At 68.3% G+C, this 24,713-nt stretch carries 9 protein-coding genes and 1 pseudogene; 4 read left to right on the forward strand and 6 right to left on the reverse strand.

Annotated features, from left to right (window positions below; all coding sequences use genetic code 11):
* Positions 1 to 137: 137 nt before the first annotated feature.
* Genes ABD234_RS14605 through ABD234_RS14625 form a run of 5 tightly spaced genes read right to left on the reverse strand, consistent with a single transcriptional unit; the run spans position 138 to position 17,601 of the window.
* Positions 138 to 518 carry a hypothetical protein gene (locus ABD234_RS14605; RefSeq protein WP_344357643.1) on the reverse strand — a complete coding sequence of 127 codons (381 nt, stop codon included), beginning with the start codon at positions 516 to 518 and terminating at the stop codon, positions 138 to 140.
* 28 nt (positions 519 to 546) lie between these two features.
* Positions 547 to 3,084, reverse strand: a complete 2,538-nt coding sequence (locus ABD234_RS14610; RefSeq protein ID WP_344357646.1) for a UvrD-helicase domain-containing protein — start codon at positions 3,082 to 3,084, stop codon at positions 547 to 549.
* Complete coding sequence (locus ABD234_RS14615; RefSeq protein WP_344357649.1) at positions 3,081 to 9,731, reverse strand: DEAD/DEAH box helicase; 6,651 nt, start codon at positions 9,729 to 9,731, stop codon at positions 3,081 to 3,083. Before ABD234_RS14615 ends, ABD234_RS14610 begins: the two co-directional genes overlap by 4 nt.
* Positions 9,728 to 14,680, reverse strand: coding sequence for a restriction endonuclease (locus ABD234_RS14620; protein WP_344357653.1), 4,953 nt, complete (start codon positions 14,678 to 14,680; stop codon positions 9,728 to 9,730). Before ABD234_RS14620 ends, ABD234_RS14615 begins: the two co-directional genes overlap by 4 nt.
* An 11-nt stretch (positions 14,681 to 14,691) precedes the next feature.
* Positions 14,692 to 17,601 carry a DEAD/DEAH box helicase gene (locus tag ABD234_RS14625; protein ID WP_344357656.1) on the reverse strand — a complete coding sequence of 970 codons (2,910 nt, stop codon included), beginning with the start codon at positions 17,599 to 17,601 and terminating at the stop codon, positions 14,692 to 14,694.
* 231 nt (positions 17,602 to 17,832) lie between these two features.
* Between ABD234_RS14625 and ABD234_RS14630 the strand changes: the two genes are divergently transcribed.
* Positions 17,833 to 19,101 carry a hypothetical protein gene (locus tag ABD234_RS14630; protein ID WP_344357659.1) on the forward strand — a complete coding sequence of 423 codons (1,269 nt, stop codon included), beginning with the start codon at positions 17,833 to 17,835 and terminating at the stop codon, positions 19,099 to 19,101.
* A 171-nt stretch (positions 19,102 to 19,272) separates the two neighbouring features.
* Entirely contained in the window at positions 19,273 to 21,423 is a 2,151-nt protein-coding gene (locus ABD234_RS14635; protein ID WP_344357662.1) for a GmrSD restriction endonuclease domain-containing protein, read from the forward strand.
* Between the two features lie 19 nt (positions 21,424 to 21,442).
* Here the strand turns inward: ABD234_RS14635 and ABD234_RS14640 are convergent, their stop codons facing one another.
* The gene (locus tag ABD234_RS14640) at positions 21,443 to 22,549 is read right to left on the reverse strand and encodes a hypothetical protein (RefSeq protein ID WP_344357665.1); all 1,107 of its coding nucleotides are present in this window, start codon (positions 22,547 to 22,549) and stop codon (positions 21,443 to 21,445) included.
* Positions 22,550 to 23,007: 458 nt separating this feature from the next.
* Here ABD234_RS14640 and ABD234_RS19195 point away from each other — a divergent pair.
* Positions 23,008 to 23,175: pseudogene (locus ABD234_RS19195) on the forward strand (IS3 family transposase); the annotation flags it as partial.
* A 172-nt stretch (positions 23,176 to 23,347) separates the two neighbouring features.
* Positions 23,348 to 24,712, forward strand: coding sequence for a DUF262 domain-containing protein (locus tag ABD234_RS14645; RefSeq protein WP_344357668.1), 1,365 nt, complete (start codon positions 23,348 to 23,350; stop codon positions 24,710 to 24,712).
* Position 24,713 lies beyond the last annotated feature (1 nt).

The following is a 24,713-nucleotide window of genomic DNA, read 5'->3' on the forward strand; positions in this document are numbered from 1 at the left end:
GGGTCGATTGGTGCAACAACCGCTCCACCCACGGCCCGCTCGCGTCCTCAGCGCCAGTAGGGTGCGAGGCGCACTACAACCTGGCCCCCATCCGAGAGCTCGAATTCGCATGGCAGCGGCCGAGAAGCTGAGGCGAATCAGCTGCGTCTAGTGTGTACGCGGCGGATTCCCTCGACGCGATCCGGAATGTTGTCCAGCCTGAACTTCAACACCTCCCTCGCCGCCACATTTTTCTGATGGTCGACCAGAACGATATAGGAGATCGGAATAAGCGCCCCTGACAAAAGGGTAAGCACGGCCCAGTTCAGACCTAGAACCCCTTCCACGACACCTTTGCCTGATGCAAGCAATCCGAAAACAGCAATGCCGATCGGAATCAACGCAAGCGCCCCCTTGGAATCCTCGGCCACATAGGCCGCCTTCGCCACCCGCTCTTCCACTCTTGAGCATATAGGTCGCGTGTTCAGAGCCTCGAGCTTCTTGTCGATCCCCTTGCGCTGGCGCGGTCGAAGGATCATGAAGTCTCCACCTCGACTCCCGCCTCGTTCACCCACGGAGATCGCCGACCTCTAGCATTCGACTGGGAGCCCCTCCCCAAGTCACCGCAAGTCGGTCCCTGGCCCGCGACGCCCCCACGTACAGCAGCGACCTCTCCTGTAGTTCCGCCGCCTCGTGGGTCTGCTCGTCATAGCTGCGGTCCGGGCGGTCGTCGAGCGAGTCGGCATCGATACCGAACAGGACCACTCGGGTGAACTCCATGCCCTTGGCCCGGTGGAAGGTCATCGCCAGCGGCGCGCCCTTGCGATATGCGACGTTCCGGTCCACCGAGGCGACAGGGATGCCGCGGTCGTCGAGCCCGCGCACGAGAAGGTCGCGGGTCGAGGCCCACCGGGTCAGCAGTCCGATGGTGGAGAGATCCTCGTCCGGGCCCATCTCCTCGGCCCAGTCGCGCAACAGCGCGGCGACCTGCTCGAGCTCATCGGCGAGGTCACGGGCCGGCAGCAGCAGCACCTCGGGGCCGCTGCGGGCGGACCGGTAGGCGCCGTGGTCCCCGCTGTGCTCGAGCGGGGTGCCGGTCTCGTCCGCATCGTCCTCCATGGCGGCGATGTCGAAATCGCCGCCCTTCAGCACGTTCACCGCGAAAGCCAGGTTCTGTGCGGTGGTGCGGTAGTTGAGCTTGAGGCGCCGCGAGCGACCGCGGATCCCGATGCCGTACCGGCCCAGCTTCACGGGATTGGAGTAGATGCGCTGGTGGGAGTCCTCGGCGATGAACATGTCGTCATCGCCCTCAGCGACCAACGCTCGCAGCAGCTGCCACTGCGTGGGCCGCAGGTCCTGCCCCTCGTCCACGAGGACGTGATCGGCGGGCCTCTCCCCCGTCGCCTCGGCCTGCGCATCGAGCACCGCAGCGGCGATGGCCGAGGTCTCGTCCCAGTCGATGCTCGCGGAGCGTCGTCCGCCCTCCCGGTACGCGGCGACGATTGCCCACACCTCGCGGCGCTGGTTGCGACCCAGGCGAGTCCCGCGACCACCGCGCGGCACCCGGAGGTACCAGGTCTCGTCGTGGATCCGGTGCGGGAGGATCACCTCGCGGTACTCGTCCGCGAGGAACGCGGCGCTGGTGTGCGCCTGGGTGCGGTCGCGCACCGCGCCAGCGGCGACGGCCGCAGCGATCGCGATCTCCCAGTCGTGGGCGCTGCGCGAGTACTTGGGACTGCGCGTGTCCCAGCCGACGACCGCGCGCATCGGCGCGGCGAGGGCGCGGGAACCGGAGATCACCCCATGTGCGATGCGGTCCACGCCGGTGACGTGGATCCCGGGACGGCCCAGCACGTCGGTGCGCGGCGCCCCGGGCTCAAGGGTGCGTACCTGCTCCTCGAGCGCGTCGGCGAGGTTGCGCGTGTAGGTGGTCAGAACGATCCGGGCCTCGCGTCCTTCCGCCTGCGCCTCCTGGGCCAGGCGCACCGCTCGGTGCACGAGGACCACCGTCTTGCCGGTCCCGGCGCCGCCGGTGAGCCGGTAGGGACCGCGGGTGCGAACGTAGACGTAGGTGCGCTGCTCAGGGTGCAGGAAGATGCGCCACTGGGCGAAGCTCCCGGAGGCGAGCACCTTGGCGAGAGCGTCGTCGTCCTCGATGAGGTGGTAGCTGGCCTGGGACTTCTCCGCGGTCAGCGACTCGACGATGTCGTCGGTCGAGGACGGGGTCCCGACATCGCTTCCGCCGCTGACTCCGGTGAAGTACGCCTGGCGCACCTCGTCGAGGGTCTTGCCGGTCGCGAGGTCGAGCAGGGCGGAGCCCTGCCACGAGCGGGCATCGTCCGCGAGGTCCAGGAGGACGGCCTCATCGGCCTCGACCGCCGCGGCCGCGAGGACGGGGTCGATGCCGAGGACGTCGATGAGTTCTTGCGCGGTCACGGTGAGGACCGGTCCGGACCGGCCGACACTCCCGGTCCTGCCGTCCCCGGCCGGCACCGTTGCCCCGCCGTCTTCGTCCGATGACTGGTCGATCGGTCCCGCTTGGGCGCTCGACGCCTGTTCCACAGGGGCCGGTGATGACCCCGGCTGCTGCTCCCCCGCGTCAGGGGCCCCCGTCGGCTTCTCGTCGGGCTCCGCCATCTCGGCGGCTCGACGCTCCTGCTCGAGACGCTCGGCTTCCTGCAGCTGGAACTCGGCGAGCTGCTCGGCGGCGAGCGCGGCGGCACGCGCCTGGACTTCGGACTCGGACAGGCCTCCGGCGCGCAGCGCGTCCGCGTCGGTACGGATCTCCGTGGTGCCGGAGACCGGGTTCATGCGCAGGTACAGCTTCCGGGCCCGGCGGTAGGCGTCGTCGTGGTCGTAGACGCCCTCGGCGAGCCACAGATCCTGGCCCGAAGAGTTCAGACGGAACGCAAGAATCCGGTACTGCTTGTTGACGCGGATCGAGCGGATCCGGTCATCGGCCGCCTGGTGTATGGGCTCGACATGCAGGCCCGGGGACTCAGGGGTGGTGCGCAGCAGGTTGAGGGTCGAGGTGACCTGCCCCAGGAGGGAGCGCGGTATCGATTCGAGGAATGTATCGGAGATGGAGATGATGCCGTCGCTCATCGGACAGATCCTTCCGTCAGTCCCAAGGCCTCGAGGACATTGTCGGCACCGGGTCCGACGATCCTCCAGCCGTCCTTCTCGAGGGCGGCCAGATCCCGCTGCGGGAGTGCTTCCACCACGTAGGCTCGCTGCAGGTCCGGCCAGGCGATGTCCAGGGGGATGCCGGGCCCGAACTCTTCGCCGATCACCGGTACGTCCATGCCGAGCCGGGCGGCAGCCACGATGATCGCGCGCTCGGTGTCGGTGATGACCTCCTCGTACGGTTCCTGCCACTGGGGCGGAAGGCCGCTGGCATCGACTGCCGTGGGCTCGGCGAGGACCATGTAGTCGGCCTGCTGCCTGTGTCGGGTGTTCTCGGCGTCCGCGACCGGAGCTCCACCCGGGAGTGCATCGGCATCGACAGGAGCAGACGGTGCGACGGTCGGCTTGCCTGACGCGTCCGCGACCTGTCTCGAGGGCTCCTGCGCGGGGGCGTTCGGCGCAGCTGCGGGGAGCTGCGCATCGACGGTGACGTCGATGCCGGACTCGACGAGGCTCATCGTGGTCAGGCGCAGCGTGCCGCCGTGCGGGTCCCCCTGGGCGAGGTTCGCCATCTGCGCCCAGGTGCGCCAGGAGTCCTCGAAGGTGGGCCGATGCATCGCCGCCTCGCGGTCGTCGAGGACCAGGGTGAGGTGGCGCAGGCCGAGGTCGATGTAGCCCACGGCCGCCAGCTCGTCGCAGCGGCGGCCCACGACGAGGTGTGTGCTGTACTTCTTCGCCTCCATCGGCTTCCCGCGCAGGAGATCAGCGGCGATGGTCTCGAGCGCGTCAAGGTCGGCGACGGTTAAGGAGGAGTGGTCCAGTCCTGAGACGAGCAGCTGCGGCAGCTCGTCGCCGAGCTGCTGGAGCCGCTCGGTTGTCCCGTGCTGCAGAACGTCCAGGAGGACCTCCATCGGTGTGGCCCGCAACATCGGCGCCAGTCGGCGCGTGGTGATGGTGCGCTCGGCCCACCTCTGGACCGTCGCCTCGACCAGCGGACTCGGCAGGGGCGTGGTGTAGGCCCGCTTCGGGTCCGTGCGCCGGGCCGAATCCTCTTCGAGGTCGGCGTGGGTGACGGTGAGGACGACGTAGCCGGCGCGGCGAAGGCGCATGCGCTTGACGGCGTCGTCGCCCACCCGGTTGTTTCCGGTGGTGGCGTGGAAGGCGCGGCCGTCGGTGTAGATCGCGATGCCCTCCACATCGGCCCCGGACCAGGTGAGCACGAAATCGGGGCGCGTCCCGACGATATCGACCTGCGCGCTCAGCGTGTAGGTGCGGCTGGCGGTGCGCACGCTCACGGAGCTGCCGTGGGTGCTCACGCTGGCCCCCTCGATCTCGCCGGCGGCGGCCATGAACGCACGCCGGAAGCGCGCTTCGAGTGCCGACTCGGACGGGGAGACGGACTCGGGCTGCTTCTCCTCCACGGCCCAGGTCATCTCGCCCTTCTGCGGCCGATCGGCGCGCAGGAGGATCTGCAGCGCCTCGATCGCATCCAGCCGACGCATCTGCGGGTACTCGTCCGGACGGACGTAGGGCAGCAGGCATCGGTGGCAGGCCGCGAGGCCCTCGTCCTGGCAGAGACACGCCTCGAGAGCGTCGAGGGCCTCGACGAGGATGTCCCAGGCGCTCTGCGGGGACGCGAGCTCCATGAGGTAGCCGGTGCCGCCGGGGATCGAGTCGGACAGCAGCACCGCGGAGCTCCCGCTGTGCTGGGGGTGTGCGATGACGTCGAGCTCTACGTTGCCGATGCTGCCGCCGAAGCGGGTCTCGATGCCCAGCTGGAGGGCCGCGCTGAGGTTGATCAGCAGCGCACCGGAGGGGTCCTCGAGGACCTCGCCGGGAAGCGTGATGAGCACGGTCTCGGTCTGCACGGTGCGGGACAGGAGCACGGGAACGTTCCGCCCCTCGCGCTCGTAGCGCAGCGAGCACCAGGCCTGATGGTCCTGGGGCTTGTTGCCGTCCGTGTCGGTGTCGTGGTGCCCGCACTCCTGGCAGATGAGGAACCCAGGGGCGGTGCGGTCCTGCCCGGAGATGCGGATCGTCTCGGCGACCTGGTGGGGGCGGCCGAGGTTCAGACGGGTCAGGGTGGTGCCGCGGTCCAGGGCCATCCCGAACCCGGTGCCGGGCACGCTCCACCGCTGCAGGGGCGTCGCCTCGTGGAAGGAGGCGGACAGGGCCGTCTCGAAGCGGACGCGTTCGCGGTCGTCGCGGGAGTCGCCGATCCGCGTGCGGCTGCGGTTCATGGTCGAGTAGACGCGGGTCAGGTCGATGACGTCGCGGTGCTGGCCGGCATCGGCGATCTCCTGTGACCGGCACTTCGGGCAGGAGCGGGGCGGGGCATCGTGTTCGAACTGCTGAACGAAGCCGCAGCGGGGGCAGAAGGCGGTGCGGTGCAGTCCGCTGCCGCCCACGCCGATGTCCACGGCGTCGATCACGAGCTCGCGGCCGTGGGCGTAGAAGTGCGCCCCGGGGGCGAGCTCCGTCAGGGCCGCCATGCCGGAGCGGCCGTAGGTCGCGGCGACGTGCTGCCAGGTGCCGTCGTCGTCCTGCCAGATGACGGTCGCTTCGAGGGCGACGGCGTCGTCGACCAGGGTGAAGTTGGGCAGCAGGCCGTGCATCTCGAGCACGCCGATCCAGTGGGCGGTGTCGACGGCGGCGGCCTCGGCGCTGAGGCGCCCGGCGGTGCCGCGCAGGCGACGGCGCTCCGCCTCGCGCTCCTCCTCGGTGAGCACGGTCTCGTCGCCGAGGATCTCCTGCTCGGCGGAGATGAGGAGGTTCTCCGCCTCGAGCACGCGACGGGTTTCCTCGCGCGCTTCCGGATCGGGCACAGCCTCGAGCTCGTCGAGGTTGTCCTGGATCCGGGCGCGCCGGCGGCGCAGCTCGTCCCGCTTGTCCCGCCAGGCACCGGCGGCGCGCTCGATGGTCGTGACGAGGCCGCTGCGGCCCTCCGCGTCGGGCAGCGCCCAGGCCCGCAGTGCGTCGCGCGCCTGCTCGGTCAGGCCGTCCCAGGCGTGGGCGCCGATGGTGAACTGTGCGAGGAACCGGTCGACGTACGCGGGGCCGCGCTGCTGCAACTCCTCGACGACCTGCCCCAGGTAGGTGCCGGGGCCGACGTCGGCGAGGATCGGCGTGGTGCGGGCGGGCGGGGTGATGCGCTCGTCTCCGGCGAGGGCGTCCATGACGGAGGCCAGGAATTGCCGGCGCAGGATCTCCTCGGCCGAGAGGTACGCACCGGGGGCGCGGACAGTGCCGTTGAGCAGGTCGAGCGGGTCGTAGAAGAGGCCTGCGGTGCGGCCGCGGCCTGCGACCAGCGTGACGTCCAGCGAGTTGCCGGTGAGGCGGCCCGCGCGGCCCACACGCTGCAAGTAGCTGGCGACGGTCCTCGGGACCGAGGCGAGCAGCACGGTGGACAGATCGCCGATGTCGATACCCATCTCGAGGGTAGGAGTGGCGACCAGGACGTTGGGGGCGCCCGGATCCTCGGAGCTGTTCTTGAACTGGGTCTCGTGGGCGAGGCGGTCCTCGGTGGTGAGCAGGGAGGTGTGCTCACGGGCGACGACGCGCCGCATGTCCCCCTGGTAGAGGGAGCGGTAGTAGGTGGAGCGGATCCCATGCAGGTGCAGCCGTCCTGGGCAGCGGAAGCGCAGGCAGGGACCGCCGTCCAGCTGCGCGAGGCTGTGCGTGGTGCCCGTGACGGTCTCGCGGCACTCGGAGCAGGTGAGCGAGGGCGTGAGAGCGTCGGCATCGGCAGTGGCGGTGCTGGGCAGGCAGCCCTCGAGCCGGTCAGGAAGCACGGCGAAGCTGCGCAACTGCCCTCCGGTCCCCGCCGTGACCACGTCGAGGATCCCCAGCTCGACAAGGCCGTCCAGCAGGGGGCGCAGGAAGGTCGCGGCGGTGCTGCGGTCTCGGCCCAGGGCGCGGGCGGTCCAGTCGGCGTACCAGCTGCCGCGGGAGGCGGCATCCTCGAACTCGCAGCTCTTGCCGCGGGGGCCGATACTGGGCAGCTGCGGGATGGCCCGCCCGGGCGGGAAGGCGGGCATGACGTCCCGCTCGGGGCGGCCGCCCCACAGCCGGTACAGCGGCCCGCCGTCCTCGCGGAACTTCTTCAGCCAGGGGTGGCTGATCGCGCCGTGGGTGCGCAGTCGTTCGAGGATCCCGCGGACCCAGCGGCGCCGCTGGGCGGCGCTGTCCCCGTCCAGCAGGGGCGCGCTCGCGCCGAGGGCGCGGTCAGCGGCCTGGTCGAGTTCGCCGTATGTGGCGCGGACCTGGGCCTGAGCCGATCCGGTGAGCAGGAGCGTGCGGCCCACCTGACCTGTCAGGCCCAGTTCGAGGCCCACGTCGAAGCGGAGGCGGGACCGGACCAGTTCCTCGGCGCGGCGCCGCTTCTCGGAGCGGATGCCGCGGCGGCGGACGGGGTCCTGGTGCCAGAACGGGGCGAGCCGTTCGGAGTCGGTGATGGTGGGGTGCAGCAGCCGGTAGCGCTGCTCGTCGTCCTGGGCAGCGGCGATCATCCGGTCGACGATCTGGTCGATCGTGGCGGGCTCCGCCCACAGCGCGCTGTGGATCGCCGAACGCAGGGTGAGGCTGTGGGAGCGGGCCTCGACGAAGCCCGCCCGATGGGCCGCGTCCTGCACGGAGTCGGTGAAGACGAGCGCCTTCTTCTCGCGCATGTCGAGTCCGGGCGTGCCGAACAGGCTGGTCAGCGCGACCGAGAGGAGCGTCGCGAGGCTGGTGCCGAGGAAGCGGATGCCGTCCTTCTCCCCGCAGGCAGGGCAGGTGTCCTCGAGCGCCTTCTCCCCGGCGTCGAGGCCCGCGAAAACGAGAACCTGGATGGCGTTCGCATCCGGATCGCCTTCAAGGGGGCTGTGCACGTCGAGAGTGGCGGAGTTGAGGTTGAGAAAGCGGCGGCGGGAGGATTCCTCGGTGGTGCGGTCCGCGGCCTCCTCGCGGGTGGTGATGTCGAGGATCAGCGCGCGGAACCGCTGCTTGTTGTGGAAGGCGTCCTGGCGGATCTTGTCGGGGGTGAGCTCGAGGTCGTCTCCGACGGCCCGCGTGGTCGCGCCCCAGCCGGACCGGCCGCAGTGGCGGCAGTAGATGGCAGGGAGTGCCCGGCCGCTCTCCTCATCGGCCGCATCCGACCACTGGAACGCAGGCGCGGTGTCGACAAGACGGTCCACGCGGGTGATCTCCCGCAGCCAGAGATGCGCCTCGAGCGAGGGGAAGGAGTTGCGGGGGGCGTCCTTGCGGGCCCGCTCGTGCGAGAGCGCGGCGAGCAGAACCGTGGTGAACTCGCGGGCGACACTGTCATCGGTGATGGTCGAGAAGATGCCTCGGGCGAGTTCGTCGAGCGCCGTGGCCGTCGTCGTCCGGGCGAGCAGCGTGCCAATGGTCTCGTGCCCGAGCAGCAGGTCCCGCACGGAGATGCCGTGGACGGCGGCGGTCCGGGTCGCGGGAACATCGGGGTCATCGCTGCGCCACAGCACGTCCAGCAGGTCCCGGGTGAGAGTGTCGGCATCGACCGCAGTGCCGGGCTCCAGATGCCGATCGCTCACGGTGCGCATGTCCTCGGCCGTCAGCGTTGCGGGCGTGAGGGGCGCGCGGGTCCCGTGGACCATGGTGATCGCGGCGGTCGCGGGGGTCAGAAAGTCGCCCAGCCCGACGCGGGTCTCGGTGATGACCGCGTCGGAGCCGATCGGACTGCCGAACACCGTCTGGGCGAACTCGAGCATCTCCCCGGCGGCATCGTCGCCGTCACCCAGGGTGGCGCTGGTAGCGACCGGGGTGATGTGCACGCGACCAGGGGCGACGGTGTCCAGCACCAGCCGCAGGCGTCGCAGCAGCATGCCGACGTCCGTGCCCTGGGCGCCGTCGTAGGTGTGGAACTCGTCGAGGATCAGGTAGCGCAGCGAGGCCGCGGAGGCCTCCCACAGGGGGCGATCGGCGCGGCGCAGCAGCAGCTGGTCCAGCATCTTGTAGTTCGTCAACAGGATGTCCGGGACGCTGCCGCGGATCATCTCCCGGTCGGTGATCAGGCTCTTCTCGGTGACGACCGTGGAGGGTTGAGCGGAAGCCTCTCCGGTGTAGAGGGCGGCGGTGATGCCCCGGTAAGCGGGGGTGCCGGTGATGGCCTCGGCGAGACGCCCCGCCTGATCGTTGGCCAGCGCGTTCATCGGGTAGAGGATCAGCGCCTTGATCCCCCCGATCCCGGCGCTGCGCGCCCTCGACACGTGGTCCAGCACCGGATAGAGGAAGGACTCGGTCTTCCCGGATCCGGTGCCGGTGGTGACGATGGTGGGCTGCGGCAGGCGCAGCCCGTGCTCGTCCTGCTCCCCCGGCACGACCGGATTCGTGGTGAGGCGGGAGAATGCGGTCGCCTGGTGGGCGTAGGGCGCGAACCATTCCGGCAGGGTCGGGACGAGGGTGCGGGCTTCCTGCGCGCTGACCCCGGCGGCGAAGGGCAGGCGGGTGCGGATGTAGGGCCCTTTGAAGATGCCCGCGTCCTCGTGCTCGAGGAAGGCGTCCAGGGCCGTGCCTACGGACGGGTCGGCGAGGGAGATCGCCGTGGTCACGTAATCGAGTACGGCCCGGCGCAGGTCGGCGGCCTGCCGGGTGGGCAGCAGCTCCGTCATGAGCTCTCCTCCATGCGTCGCTGGAACTCGGCGTAGGCGGTGCGCATGTCCGCCTCGCGGTCGAGGATCCGGAACGGCTGCTCGTACACGATGGTGCGGCCATTTCCTGTGGCGCTGGGGTGCACGGCTGTGCGGTCCTCGAGCGGCAGGCCCGTCTCGGGACGGCCCGCCTTGTTCCAGGCGATGCGCACCGCGCTGGGGATCTGCCGGCCGTTGGCGTCGAAGATGTATGCCTTCTTGCCCTCGCCGCGGTCGTAGTCGTTGAGAACCCCGAATTGGGTGCGGTAGATCGTGACCAGGTCGTCGATGGAGATCCCGGTAACGATCGCCATGATCGCGTCGATCTCCACCAGCGCCTGGCGGCGGTCCTCGTCGATGCGCAGCGGCGTCGCGGCGGTCCACTCGGGGTCGACGGCGTCGAGCGCCGGACGATTCGGTCGGTCCAGGCCTCCGGTCCAGGAGTCGGCGGTGAAGGACGGGTCGTAGCAGTCCCTCCAGAGGTTCGCGTAGGCGTTGGTGAGGCAGTTCAGGCGGAGGGTGCGCAGGATTGCGGCGGGGGCGAGGGAGTGGGTTGCGGTAATTAAGGGAAGACGGTCGATGGCCGACGGAGAGATAGTTGAGCCCACGGAAGTTCGGACCATGAAGTCGGCAAGAAGCGACGACATTGCGGCCGTTGCGAGCGCCAAGTTGTTTGCTGGGCGTCGGGGAAACCCATATGCAGCAACAGAATGCACAGCAGCGGCCCCAGGCGGAAAAACTGCCGGAATCAAAGTCCTCTCCCCTGTTGTTGCCGCCATCGCCCGCCACATCACCCGGTAATGGTCCCGCACCCTGACCGTCTCGTCGGCCTTACCTGTGTGGTCATATGAGAGCACCCACTCGCCGTAATTCGCATCATAGAAGCCAATGTCGGGCACACTAGAGAACGCATCATCGTTGCATGCTCTGTAGATCGGCTTGTACTCCGTGATTGGAACCACGTCGGACCCAAGCTCCTCGAGGTCGACCCGCGAATAGTCCTGCTGGTGAGCCATGGTCTTGTTGCGCGCAGCAAGAAAAGGCGTAGCAACACCGAACATCCCGCCCTGCATGATCACGTCCCCCCAAGACTCGGGGGCTCCCCAGCGGCTTTCAAAGTACCCCTTGGCTCGATCCGTGGTTTCATTCCATCCAGTGGAAAATTTCGGTTCAAGCGATCCCATCGGGCGGGAGCGGGATAGCAATTCGAGCGTCTGAGCCGAAGCGGCATTGACGATCGAGAGCATTCGACTCTGCCTGACCGGTACTTCGGAGTCGCCACCTTCCATAAGTGTATGCCACAGCTCGAGCTGCCGCCGCCCGATCCGCTGAACGCGCGCAAGGTGCGGAGTGATGTCCCATCTACCCTCTGCGTCCTTGAACCCAGGCTGCGGTCCGGAACCATCATGTCGCAATGCCCCTTCGACTACTGCGGGATGGAAGATAGCCGTTGCACTAAGGAAGTCGATGTCACCCGCATTCGAATAGACGTTGATCGAGTAGATGACCAGGTGATGGATCTCGCGGAACAGTTGAAGTTCGTTGATGAAGCGCCAGTGCCGCCGCAAACGCGAGTACGTCGCTCCGCGCAGCACGTAGGCCTTCGCGTCGGAGAGGTGCGAGGCGGGATGGATGATTGCGACGACTCCGCCGTCGGCCATACTGGCCCAGGTGCGTGCCATGAAGTTCCGGTAGAGGTCGGGACGCGTCCCCTCCATCTCAGGGAACACAGCGTTACTTCCCACGAACTCAGCCGTCGCGGCCACGTCTCTGGTGCCGAGCAGCAGCGACCTTGCAGCACCGTCACGCGCGAGCGTGGATTCTCGGCGCTCTCTCTTCGCCGCTTCACTGGGCTTGTTCGCGAGCACCCACCACGGGTCGTACTCGGCGAGCAGCGAGGCGACATCGAGGTCCGGCCGCACCCACGGCGGGTTTCCCACCTGCAGGTCGAACCCGCCACGGTCGAAGGCGGCGGCAAAGTCCAGCTCCCAGTGGAAGAAGCGCTGTTCCCGAGCGATGTCCCGCACGCGCTGCAGCCACGGCGTCTCGGTCACAAGCACGTCGATGTCGGCAGCCCCGCCGACGAGAAACATCATCTCGATGGAGTCGAGACCCTGCCAGGTCCGCACATCGTCCACGGCGATCTGCGCGGAGCCGGGGCCCTTGTCCTTCCCCTTGTGGGCAACGATCGCAAGGGAGCGGCCCAGAATCTTCTCGAGCGTGTCCAGCCACTCCTCAAACGTCGGCGGTGAGACCTCGTCGTCGGGCAGGACGGGCCAGAACCACAGGGCGCACCAGGCGTCCATCACTAGGCGCAGTCGCTGGTAGGAGGAGTTCGGGTCGTTCAGGCTCAGCTCGATCTGGGCGCGGGTCACCTCCCCGCCCTCGGTGGTCTCCGCTCCCCACACGAGGATGGCGCGGCGGGCGTTGGCCTCCGCCGCGACGACACGGCGCAGCGCCAGGTTCCACAGTTCCTCCACCCGCTGCGACAGCACCTCCAGGCGGTCCAGCTGGGCTTTCGTAAGCTTCTTCCCCAAGCCCTTCGCGTGGTCCCGCAGATCCTTGGCCTGCACCGGGGTGAGCTTCTTGATCTCTGTGTCGGAGGCGGCGGCGAGCCACCCCTCCCCCGGCAGGAGGAAGTGGAAGATCCCGCCGGAGACGCTGGGCCGCTTGCCGTCCTCGGCCGAGTCCTCCCGCGCCGTCGTCACCGGCAGCGGCTGCGGCGACGTCTGGACGACGTCCTTTAGGCGCTGCTTGTCCAGTGAGGCGCGCGAATAGATGCTGTGCCGGGCACCGATCAGGGAGTTGCCGGCGCGCAGCCGCAGGCCGAACCACGGTGCCTTCAGCCCGGGGGCCATGGTGTCCAACCACAGCGACACCTCCGCCAGCTCCACCGCGGTCGGGTTCAGGTCCACCCCGTACACGTTGTGCAGGGCAATGTACGCCTTGACTCGCTGCAGCTCCTGCGCGTACGCGTCCGGGGCGATGCGGGTGTCCAGCTCAGCCTGGCGGCGAGTCAGGTACTCCTCTGCCAGCTGCCGGACGGCTTCGATGGCGAACGCGCCGGAGCCGAGGGCCGGCTCGCAGATCGACATCTCGAGGATCTCCGCGGCGGTGGTACGGCGTCGGCGGATGGGGTTGCCGTCGAAGTCCTTGTCATCGAAGATCTCGGCGCCCCGGGGAAGTTCCGTCTCCTCGGTGACCACGGGGTCCAGCAGCTCCGCGAGGCCCTGGGAGACGGTGAACTTCGTGATCACCTCCGGTGAGTAGTAGGAGGCGGACTGCTGGCGGGCGCGACCGGAGAGGCGGAAGACGAACTCGCCGTGGCGGTAGGTGCGCGGCGTCTTCTGGCCGTACTCGTCCTCGACCATCACCAGGTGGGGGCGCATGGACTCGTCCACGCGATCCACCGGCACCACCCAGGAACCGCCCTTCGGGTCGCCGTTGCGGGCGACCTCCACGAGGTCCTGGTCCGCGAAGGAACCGGTGTAGCTCATGAGCGACTCGTACACGGCGCCAAGCTGGTTGATTCCCAGCGCCACGTAGCTGATGAAGCCGCGGGCCTTGCCCTTCTTCTCCTTGGACAGCAGGAGGTTCTCGAGCACCTTCTGCAGGGCGGCGTTGCCCAGCTGCACCTCGTCGATGAGCCAGGTGCGCTCCGGGGCGAAGAGATCCGCCTCGAGATTCTCGAAGACGAGGGTGCCGCTGCCGTGCTGGGCTGCCTTCCCGTCCTCCAGCTCCTCCTGCGGGGCTCCGTGGCCCGTGTTGACCAGGCGGAACAGCAGCTCGAGGGACTCGTACAGATAGGTGCCGTCCGCCGCGGAGAGCGGGACCTCCCGCTGGGTGAGGTCGCGCAGGCGGTCCACCGAGTAGCCGGCCTGGTACTCGGGCGTGCCGATGGGGAGGACCCCCAGCTCGGGGCTCGCCTCCGCGTACAGCAGGAACAGGATCCGGTAGAGGTACCGCAGCGCCTGCAGGGCGAGGTTCTGCGCCTGCTCGTTCGGCAGCGGCGCGAGGCCCTGGGCGCGGCGCCGCTCGAGGACCTCGTTGGCGATGATCTCGATGCTCTCGCGGACCCCGTCGCGCAGGTCCGCGGAGACGCCCACGGCATTGCTGATCGACTCGGCCACGGTCTCGCTCCACCAGATCTGCGAATTCGCATCCGGTGCCAGGGAGTCGGCGCTGAGGGCGGCGAGCATCCGCTCGACCTCTCCCCCGCGCTTGAGGTCGTTCCGCTCGGCGATGGTCTGGACGTCGGCCACCAGGTAGCGGCCCTGCGGCCACAGTCGGGCGGAGGTCAGCACCGCGTAGCGGCCGGCGAGGACCAGCAGGAACTCGGGGGCGTCGCGGTCCACGGACAGGGCGGAGAGCACCTGCGGGACGGTGGTGAGGACCTGCTCCTGCTCCGTGCCCTCGTGCAGGACCACATCGGCCGGGAGGTGGCCGGCGTGCTTGGACAGCACGTCCCCGACATCCTCGGCGGCGAGCGCGTCGAGCATCGCCAGCGGCGCCTCGTCCACGCCGCGGGTCGCGTAGCGGCGCAGCGGACCGGTGACGTGCACGTCCCAGCGCTCGGGAGCAGGTGCGGAGCCGTCGGCCGGGTCGTCGGTGTAGCCGAGGATCGCGCGGAGGGAATCGGCCGCGGCGTTCGAACGCTCGGCGAGCAGCTCTCGGCGTTCGGCGCTCGCGGCCTGCTCGGGCAGCGCGGCGGCATCGGCCTGCAGGTCCAGCAGGCGGGAGAGCAGGGCGGTGCGGGAGCTGGTGAAGCGCTCACGGGGGTTGCGCCATGAGGGGGTCTCCTCGGAGGTCTCGCGCCAGCGGTCCATCAGGCCGCGGGTGCGGGCCGCGAAGGAGCCGGCCCGATCCTCGGAGATGAAGTAGTGCTCGCTGATCCAGTCCTCGACGACGTACAGGGCATCGCTGATGGCCACAGGGATCCTCCTCAGGCTTCCGTGCGGGGGACGACGACGAGCAGCGGGCGCACGAAGGTGCGGTCCGGCAGCATCTCGGTGACGAGCTTCTTCTCCACCTCGATGGCGTCACGGGTGGCCAGCAGCAGGGCCGACTGGCCGCGGGTGTGTGCGGCATCGGCCTCCCAGCGCAGCTGCTCCTGGTGCCAGCGGTCGACGCGGGCTCGGGCGCGGGCCTTGAGCTCAGGGGCGATCTGCTCCTCCATGAACGTGCGGGCGACGGGGACGGCGGCGCGCAGCAGCGCCTGGTACCGGCCAGGTTCCTCGACTGCGGTGCCGATGGACCCCGGTCCCAGCCCGATCTCCTCGAAGAGGGCCGAGGGCGCGGTGTGCTGGAGGGCACGCGGGGTGCCGTCGTCGTCAGCGATGCCCAGGACAGTCGCGGAGACGATCTGACCGCGCTCGGTGGTGAGTGTGCCCTGGAAGATCACCCAGGGGCGGTCCACCTCGCCGTGGATGGCGAAGACCTCGCCGCTGGGCAGGCCGGCCAGGGTGCGGTCGCTGATCCAGTCGAGGACCGGGTGCAGGGGGCCCAGGAAGTGGACGTCGGGCCAGTTGGTGCCGGTGTCGTCGGTGAGGGCGGCGCGCAGGCGCTGGGAGGCGACGTCCCGCCGGGAGGTGAGCCGGACGGTCTCCAGCACGCGCCGGTCCTTCAGATAGGACTGCGGCAGGTGCTCGAGGCGGCGAGTCAGGTCCTCCCGCGGGGTGAACTGGATGAGCCCCGTGGCCTGGTCGAGGATCAAGTCCACGCCACCCTGGGCGACGGGCCGGCCGGGCTCGGGGTGCAGTTCGGTGAGGCCGTTCAGCAGGAAGTCGGCGTCGCTGCGGAACAGGCCCGTGGCGAAGGACGCTTCGCGCCGGGCGCGGTGGCCGTCACGGCGCCGCGGTGCGGTCTGGTCCTCCGCGAGCAATGCCGCGAGGAAGTCGCCGATGGGGCTGAGGGAGGAGACCTCCGGCAGCACCTCGTCGACGGGGGCGGCGTTGCGCAGCACGTCGATGAGGGCGCGCTCTTCCGCGGCGGCGTCGTACTTCTGCATGAGGGAAGCGGCGTCGCCCAGCTGCTCGTGCGCTTCCTTCTCCCGCTCCAGCAGGCGGCGCAGCACGTAGATGTCGCCGTCGAAGCCGTCGATCCGCGAGAGGTCCAGCAGCAGCGCGGTGATCTGCGGGGGTGTGCGCTGGCCGTAGCGGTCGATGCGGCCGTTGCGCTGCTCGATGCGGATCAGCGACCACGGCACGTCGAAGTGGACCAGCTCGTGGCACTGGGCATGCAGGTTCACGCCCTCGGAGGCGATGTCCCCGGTGATGAGGACGCGGATGGGCGAGGAGGACTGCTTGAAGGACTCCACCACCCGCTGCTGCTCGACGTCGGTGAGGCCGCCGTGGAGGACGGCGATCTGGTCGTCCTTCAGCCGCAGGTCTTCGAGAAGGTGGGCGCGCAGCCATCTGAGGGTCGCGACGCGCTCGGCGAAGACGACCACGCGTTCCGGCGACGTCCGGGAGACGCCCTTGTTGCGCAGCAGGTCGACGAGGGCCCGGTACTTGCCGGAGCGGGGCTCGGTTCCGTCAGGGATGCAGGCCTTGTTCAGGGCCGCGAGCCGGGCGAGAGCCGCGGCCTCCGCGGCGTACTCGCTGGTGGCCGGAATCAGGTCGAGGGATTCTGACTCGGCCTTCGCGAGCAGCTCGCGGGTGCGGTTCGTCAGGGTCTCCGCGAGCGCAACCGGGGAGGAGAGGAAGGACTTCGCGAGGGTCCACGGGAACAGCTGGCTGCCGCGGCCGGACATCGGCCCCGAGCCGGCGGCAGGGTGGGTCCAAATCTCCGAGATCTCCTGAGCGACGGCGAGCTCCTCCGGGGAGGGTTCGACGGGCAGCATCTCCGGCGGGCGGCGCTCGGCCCAGTTGTCCCCCACCACGTCCTTGACCGACTCGGAGTAGCGGTGGCGGCGGATCATGAGGCGCTGGGTGGCGCCTTCGGCGATCTCCCGCTTCGGGGAGACCGCCGTGGGCTCCAGCAGGCTGATCAGCTGCGCGAAGGAGTCGTTGCTGCCGTTATGCGGGGTGGCCGAGGCGAGGATCAGCGCGTCCGTGTTCGGGGCGAGGACATGGGCCAGCTGGTTGTTCTGCGTCGACTGGTTGGTGACGTTGTGGGACTCGTCGATGACCACCGCATCCCAGCGGTGGTGGCGCAGGTCGTGGACGAACCGGTCCTGCTTCAGGGTGTCCATCGAGATGATCACCTTCTCGAAGAAGGTGAACGGGTTCCGGGAGGCCGGCAGCTTCTGCTTGACCTGCTGCACGCCCTCGGAGTCCAGGCGGACGAAGGGGATCGCGAAGCGGGTCCACAGCTCGTGCTGCATCTGCTCGAGCACGTGACGCGGGCACACGATGAGGATGCGCCGCCCCTTCCCGCGGCGGATCAGCTCCGCCAGGATCATGCCGATCTCGAGAGTCTTTCCGAGGCCCACTGCATCGGCGATCAGCACACGGGGGCGCACACGCTCGGGGTCCAGTGCCAGCTCCACGGCTTCGCACTGGTACGGGAGGTCATCGGCGAGCATGTCGGCGGCGACCGTCAGACCCGGGTGGTCCACCGGGACAGGGCTCTTGCGCAGCGTCGCCTCGATCCACAGGCGAGTGCGGCGGTAGCGCGGGGAGGTGTCGGCGACGACGCGGGCGTCCTCCGGGTTCAGCGCACGAACCGTGTCGATACTGGCGTAGAACGCGGCCGACTGATCCTTCACGAAGTCGCTGACGCCGCGGACGGAGTACAGGGGACCATCCGCCGTGTCCTCCACAGCGGTGACCAACCAGGTCTCGTCACGCACCACGACCAGGGATCCCGGCGAGATCACGCCCACCCCGCTCTCGACAACCTGTGCGTCCACTGCGCCCCTTCCCCTGGCTTCGTCGTCCCTCTGACCTTAAGGCACGGCGGGGACAGGTGCTGGTCAGGGCAAGGGACGGACCCAGCGAGACGCCGGCGATACGGCTGACAGCTGCGCAGCTCAGGGGTATCTTCCAAGGACTACGGCGGCACGGACCTGGGGATCCGTCCGTGCCATCCCGCCCGTTGCCTCACCAGACCGGGTCGCGGCGCGACCAAGAAGGAAGTGGCCATGTCGAGCGCGATTATCGGATTCGTTGCCGCCCTTGCGGTCGTGGGACTGTACCAGCTGATTCGAACTTCGTGGCCACGACTATACTTCGGACCCGAAGACGCCTTCGGCGCCCTCATCTCAAGCTCGATCTGGTTCTATGTCACGTTCAGGGCGATACCCGTCATCGTGACGACCGTCTTCTTCGGAACCTATGCGTCCCGCTGGCCGGGATCGAATATCTGGACATTTGCAGTCGTACTGACCCTCAGTTACATTGCTATATCTTCAGCACTCAAGATCGGCAACCGACGAACATATAACCGCAAGCTCTCACCGTCTGATCTCGGATGGCTCACAGCCTCTGCCCTCATCGTGACACTATCGGTGCCCGCGGGAGTACTGCTGATTCCACTCGCCGACAAGGTCCTCCCCGACGCGTCGAGTATCTCTGAAGCGATCATCACTGCACTGTTCGTCGCCGCCCTGGCACTTATCGGACGCTCGCTGGAGCTCAACAGCAACCAGATGGACGAGGTGGTGAAGAAGGCGTTGCGACGTTCGCGGGAAGACCTGTCCAGGATCGAGGCTCAATGCCTCGAGCTGAGCATCCCACCGGAACCGCTCATCGCCATCTATCTCGCTGAATCCATCCAGCGCCCACCGTGGTTCCGCCGACTCGAATCCGGGATGAGCCGACTCGGCCTCGCTCGGACCATCGGCCCCTTCCAAGTGCCTCGCACCCCTGTAGGAGCTTCGACGGTGCACCCGATCGGAGTCTCGAACTACCTGGAGCGAAACCCCGCGATCCATTTGATTCTCGCCGAGAGACGTTCTGCGGCAGTCGAGCGCGACTCGAGCGAGTGGGATGCGGTATATGCACTCCACAATCCATCCAACCGATTTGTGGACTTCTGCAAGTTTATTGCCTCGACACTGGAGCCCGACTACCTAGAGCACACATACCGGCCGAACGGGGCCGACCTATGGGTCGATTTCAGCTCACTTTTGATATCTGGTGGGAGCGTTTCCGTGTGGCTGCAGGCGATGGACTGGCCGGGCGATGGTCCGCTTCGCATTACCCCCGCAGGATCCGGGACCCCAATGATCTGGGAGCACGACGAGAGAGACGCTCGAAGGTACTCGGCGCCACCCGAAGAATTTTTCAAACCTTGGCTCATCTCCTACGACGAGAGCACGGAAGAGGATCGTGAGGGTCCAGGGAAGATCGAAGTTCGTTGGACGTTCAACGTTCAAGAGCACGTCGCTTCTCGGCCCCGATGGGACTGAACGTTCCAAGCGAGCGTTCTGCAGCTCCGGCCGAACGGCATCCGCTCAGCACCGTTGCGACGCGCGATCGCTCTTCTTAGACGGTGTCGAGCACGTCCCGCCTGCGAGCACGACGGGTGCCGGCTCTCGGGACTCGCCCCTGAATGTCGCCGCTCTGCATAGAGTCGGACCATGGAGACGCACGTACAGGATCCGGGCAAGCTGTTCCATCTGCCGCAGACGCTCGTCATCCCCCTCTTCCAGCGCCCGTACGTGTGGACCGAGGAGCGGCAGTGGACACCGCTGTGGGAGGACGTCGAGCGCCTCGTCGACCTGCGGATGACTCAGGCTCCCTCGGCAACCCACTTCCTGGGTGCCGTAGTGATGCAAAGGCACCTCCGAGCGATGGGTTTCGTCAGCGAGTACGCCCTGATCGACGGGCAGCAGCGCTTGACGACTCTCCAGCTGTTGCTGAATGCGTGCAGCGCAGCGATGCGCGACCTGGGGCACGCCGCGCCCGCGAACAACCTCCGCAAGCTGACGCTCCACGACGAGGGCCTCGGAATAGAGGGAGTGGACCGGCTCAAGGTGCGCCACACCAACAGCGATGGGGTGCCCTTCCAAGAGGTCATGCTCGCCAGCTCCCCGGCCGAGATCGACGCCTCCGATTCGCCGCACCTGATCACGTCGGCCTACCTGTTCTTCTACGGCAGAGCCTCCGCGTGGCTGGCGGAGGGCACCCCGGAGGACTCCTTTCAGCGCTCCTGGGCACTCGCCACCACTCTCATGCAGGGCTTGGAGATCGTCGTCATCAGCCTCGACGCGACGGAGGACTCCCAGTCCATCTTCGAGACCCTCAACGCGCGGGGCACGCCCCTGACGCAGGCCGACCTCGCCAAGAACCTGGTCTTCCAGAGGCTCGAGGCGGAAGGTTCCGACATCCGCCGAGCCTATGAGCAGAACTGGAGCCTGTTCGACGAGACCTTCTGGACCTCGGAGGTCCGCCTCGGCCGGTTCACCATCTCGCACGTCTCCCTGTTCCTCAACCACTGGCTCGTCGCCCGCACCGGCGAGGAGGTGCGCACCCCGGCGACCTTCACCCGGTTCAAGCACTGGCTGACGTACGAGAACACGGGAACGGTCCTCGACATCGTCCAGGACCTTCACGATCGCGCGGTCGAGTATCAGCGGTGGATCCGCGCGGCGCAGGCGAAAGAGGGGCCCGTCAGCACTGTCGAGCTCTTCTTCTACCGCACCCTTGCGGCCGATATGCGCACAGTCGCCCCGTTCGCTCTATGGCTGTTCGATCCGGCCAACAGCGTTCCCCCTCGCGAGGCCGAAGCAGCGCTCACCTGGTTCGAGAGCTGGGTGATCCGACGCGCCATCCTCGGGCTCCCCTCCGCAGACGTCTCCCGCACCGTCGCGCACCTGATCACAGAGCTCAAGCGTTCGGCCCCGGACGCCGTCGCACTGACGGTGAGAGACCATCTGCAGCGCCTGGACAGCCCCGCCACCTATTGGCCGTCCGACGATGAGCTGCGCAGGGAGCTGCACGAGGTGCCGATCTACCGCAAGCTGTCCCGTTCGCGACTGCGGATGGTCCTCGAGGCGATCGAGGACGATGCCCGGGGCTACACCTCGGGGCAGGGCGCGTGGAGCGGAAGCCGCGTCCCCCGGGACACGATGAACATCGAGCACATCCTTCCGCGACGGTGGCGGCAGAATTGGCCGGTCGCCTCGGAGCAGGAGGAGATCGAGCGCGACTCGCGCATCCACCGGCTCGGGAACCTCACGCTGCTGACCACACCGCTGAACTCGTCGCTCTCGAACCGAGCGTGGTCCGGAGCCGGCGGGAAGCGAGAGGTCCTCACCCGGCACGACGTGCTCCTGGTCAACCGCCCGCTGCGCGACGCCGATGGCTGGGACGAGGAGAGCATCGATCGACGGACCGGTGCGAGCATCGACGCCCTCATCCGTACCTGGCCGGCTCCCGACGGGCACTCCATCGTGCCCGAGGCACGCAAGGGCCAGAGCGATGCGGCCTGGATCGATTTTCGTCGCATCGTCGCCGCCGGCCTCGTCGCCCCGGGCACGCGGTTGCGACCGCGGGGCGACCGGGACGTGGTCGCCGTAGTCCTGGCCGACGGCCGGATCGAGGTCGACGGCGTCCCCTTCGACTCGCCATCGGGCTCCGCCGCACATGTGCGCGGCGGCTCCGCGAACGGCTGGACCTTCTGGCAGCTGCCCGACGGCCAGCGGCTCAACGCACTGAAGAACGAGTACCGGAAACTGGTGGATGAGCAGAGGGATCGGACCAGGCGGGGCTCGGGAACGGAAGACTGAGCGAGGCTGGCTCCTCGTCCTACTCGACTTCGTCAGCTCCGGCTTCCCCGCCCCGCGTCTTCCTGGTGAACAACGCGTCAACGCGTCCCTTCACCGAGCCGACGGCTCGTTCCGCTCTCGCGCCGGCCTCCTTCGCCGCCGCGCGGGCACGGCCACCCGCGTTCTCCTCGGCTCGCGGTGAGGGCAGGCGGTCTCTCAGAGCACCCGCCGCCGTGGTGATCCTGCCCTGCAAGGACGCTCCGGCTCGCTCGGCCTCTGTTTCGTCGACGGCGTGGAGCAGTGCCAAGTACTGTTCGGCATCGACGCCTGGCGGCGGCAACTGCCGCAGGTGCTTGATGAGCCGTCGAGATTGCAGGCGCAGCGTGGTGTAGGTGAGACCTCCGGAGATCACCCCTCCGGCGACGGGCACCACTTTCGAGGTGGCCTTCGCGAAGCTGTCTTTCGTGAGCTTCACCCCGATGACTCGCAGCACGTTCTTCATCGGGCCAAACCAGGTCGTCTTCGTGAGGGCGACCCCGGCGATCTGCTTCTGCACGGCGGGGCGGGCCACGCTCGAAGCGAAGTTGGTGACCGTGGCCGACGCACCACCGACTCCCATCATCACGCCGAGGAAGGCCGCCAGCTTGCCCAAGGTCTCGTCGTCGACGGCGTCGACGTCGGTGAGAAGGTCCTTCCACCCGTACACGTACGCGACCTTCTGCATGATGCGGAAGGCGTGGACGTAGAACTGCGTGACGTCACCGGGGATGGTGCCGATCATCGCGAACCCTCCGGGTATCCCCGCCGCGAACGACATCGCCGTGGATTTCCGGGTCTCGAACTCCACGACGGAAGCGGCGATGCGGTCGAGCTCCTCCAGGGGGATCCCGGCAGCAGCAGGACTTTCCGCAAGCGCCCGCTCGATGGCCGTCGTTCCGAGGCCCCGACGATGGAGTTCGGCTGCCAGGAAGTGCTCGCGATCGATCCGGACGCCCCTCAGGCGGATGACTTTGCCGAGGAACTCGAGCGCGAACTTCTCTGCCTCCATCCGCTGCGACTCGGGGAGTTCCTCGACCTCGACCGAGAACTGGTCTTCCCGGAGCTCCACGTCGTCCGTCCCTGACTGGAGCATGTCGTCCTCTGGCATGGCCTTCCCCTCTTCGCCCCTGTGCCCGCCAGGTGTTGCCGGGCCTGCGGGCAGGATAGGCGCTTCCGCCGACGTACATCGCCGTCGGCCACCGATGCCACGTCATCGTCTCGACCCCGCGAGATCCCTGCTTTCCCGCGGTCAACTGCCAGAGGTTCTGATGCCTCGAGTTCATGGACCTTCCCGGCGGTTTCGGTCCAACCGCAGAGCGCACGAGCCCAGCCTCAGGTCGCGTGGCGCCGCCCCGCCGTGGCCGCCTGCAGTCAACCCGGCGTCGTGGTGGCTGACTGGGCCGCACCCACAAGATGGCGCAGGGCATGCCCGAGCTGAGCCACGACGTCCGGCCCGGTGGCGCGCAGCGTGTCGATGCGCGCACTCACCTCGAATCTCGTGTCGCCGTCCCGGTAGAACCCTGGGTTGAAGGTCTTCCCGTCCCCTGCGGTGACGCGGCGCGCCCGCGAGACCATCAGCGGTGGTCAGTGTTCGGGAAGAAGCTCGTCAAGAACGGAAAGCGCCCGGGTCGGCCCGTAGATGACGACCTCGTGGAACGGGACTTCGCTGCCGATGACGTCAACGAGCTGTGGCTGACCGATATCTCCGAGCACTGGACCGACGAGGGCGAGCTTTGCGTATCAGTTCCCGCTCGACACCGCGATGTGCTGCTCCAACTATTTCCGCTTCGTCCTGTAGGCACCGTACGGCAGGCCTCTGACAGACGTGGATGCCGTGCCCTCGTGACTCATCGACTCACCGGCGCCCCGCCCACGATGTCGCTCCCCTTCGGTATCGTCCGGTTTCATGACGATCCTCGCCGACGAACTCGGGTTCCTGACGGTCGACGACCTGTTCGGAGCCGGGGCCCAGCCCCTGCGAATCCCGGACTTCCAGCGGCCGTACTCGTGGACGCCCAGCAACGCCGCCGACCTCGTCAACGACCTCCTGCATGCGCACCGAGAGCTACCCGAGGGCCACTCCCGCGACGAGCACTCCGGGCACCCCTACATCATGGGCACCGTCATCCTCCTTCGGCGCGACGACTACGGGCACGACGACGTGGTCGATGGTCAGCAGCGGCTGATCACCCTCCACCTGCTGCGCACCCTGCTCCGCGGCGGCGAGATCCCGGCGCTGCGCAGCGGGGAGACTGCGCTGCACCGGGTGTACCGGGAGCTTGAGCGGCTCACCCAACAGTTCGAGGACCAGGTGAAGCGCGACTGCTTCCGCGACTTCGTCGAGCACGGTGCCACGGTGCTGCGGATCGTCACGGACGACGAGGACGAGGCGTTCCAGTTCTTCGACTCGCAGAACTTCCGCGGCAAGGCGCTGCGACCGCACGACCTGCTGAAGGCCTACCACCTTCGCGAGATGTCCGGTTCGAGCGCCGCCGAGCAGCGCGCCGTCGTCGAGCAATGGGAGGCCGCCGACGAGAACGAGCTGGACCAGCTATTCAGCACTTACCTGGCTCGCATCCACTGGTGGAGTCGGAATCGCTCCGCTCATGCCTTCACGGCGGAGGACATCGGCCTGTTCAAGGGAGTCAGCCGCTCCACCCGCCGGCTTCCCGGCGCCGAGTACCACCGTGCGGCAAAGGCGATCCTCCCGGGCCTTCAGCAGTGGTCGCATCTCGACGCCGCACCCGATCAGGCCCGCGATCTGAAGCGAGCCAGGCACCAGCTTGACACGCCCGTCGCCGCCGGGCGCCCGTTCTTCGACTATGCGGCGTTCATGCTCGAGGAGTCCCGGCGGCTCTCGACCCTTCTCTACCGGCGAGACCTGCCCGGCGCCGAGCAGGATCCCGCCCTCGAGAATCTCCGCGACGGGCGCCGCTACCGGTTCTCGCGCGAGCTGTTCCTCGCCGCGGCGCTGTACTACACGAACAAGTACGGGGAGCAGAACTTTCCGCTCGTCCGCCGGCAGCTCTTCCGCTGGGCCTACGCTCCGCGTCTCAGCTACGACCGGCTCACCTGGCGGTCCACCGACAAGTACGCCCTCGGCAAGGCACCCGACCTCGACGGTCTCGTCCACGTGAACCTCTTCGCCAAGATGCGCGATGCGCTGGATCCCTCGGACCTGGGGCTCACGGACCTCGAGGTCCCGCTGTCCACCAGGAACGACCACAAGGACGACGTCACGCTCCGTCGCCTGCTGAACGAGGGGATCTGAC

This window comes from Brachybacterium phenoliresistens, assembly GCF_039530785.1.
Lineage (GTDB): Bacteria > Actinomycetota > Actinomycetes > Actinomycetales > Dermabacteraceae > Brachybacterium > Brachybacterium phenoliresistens.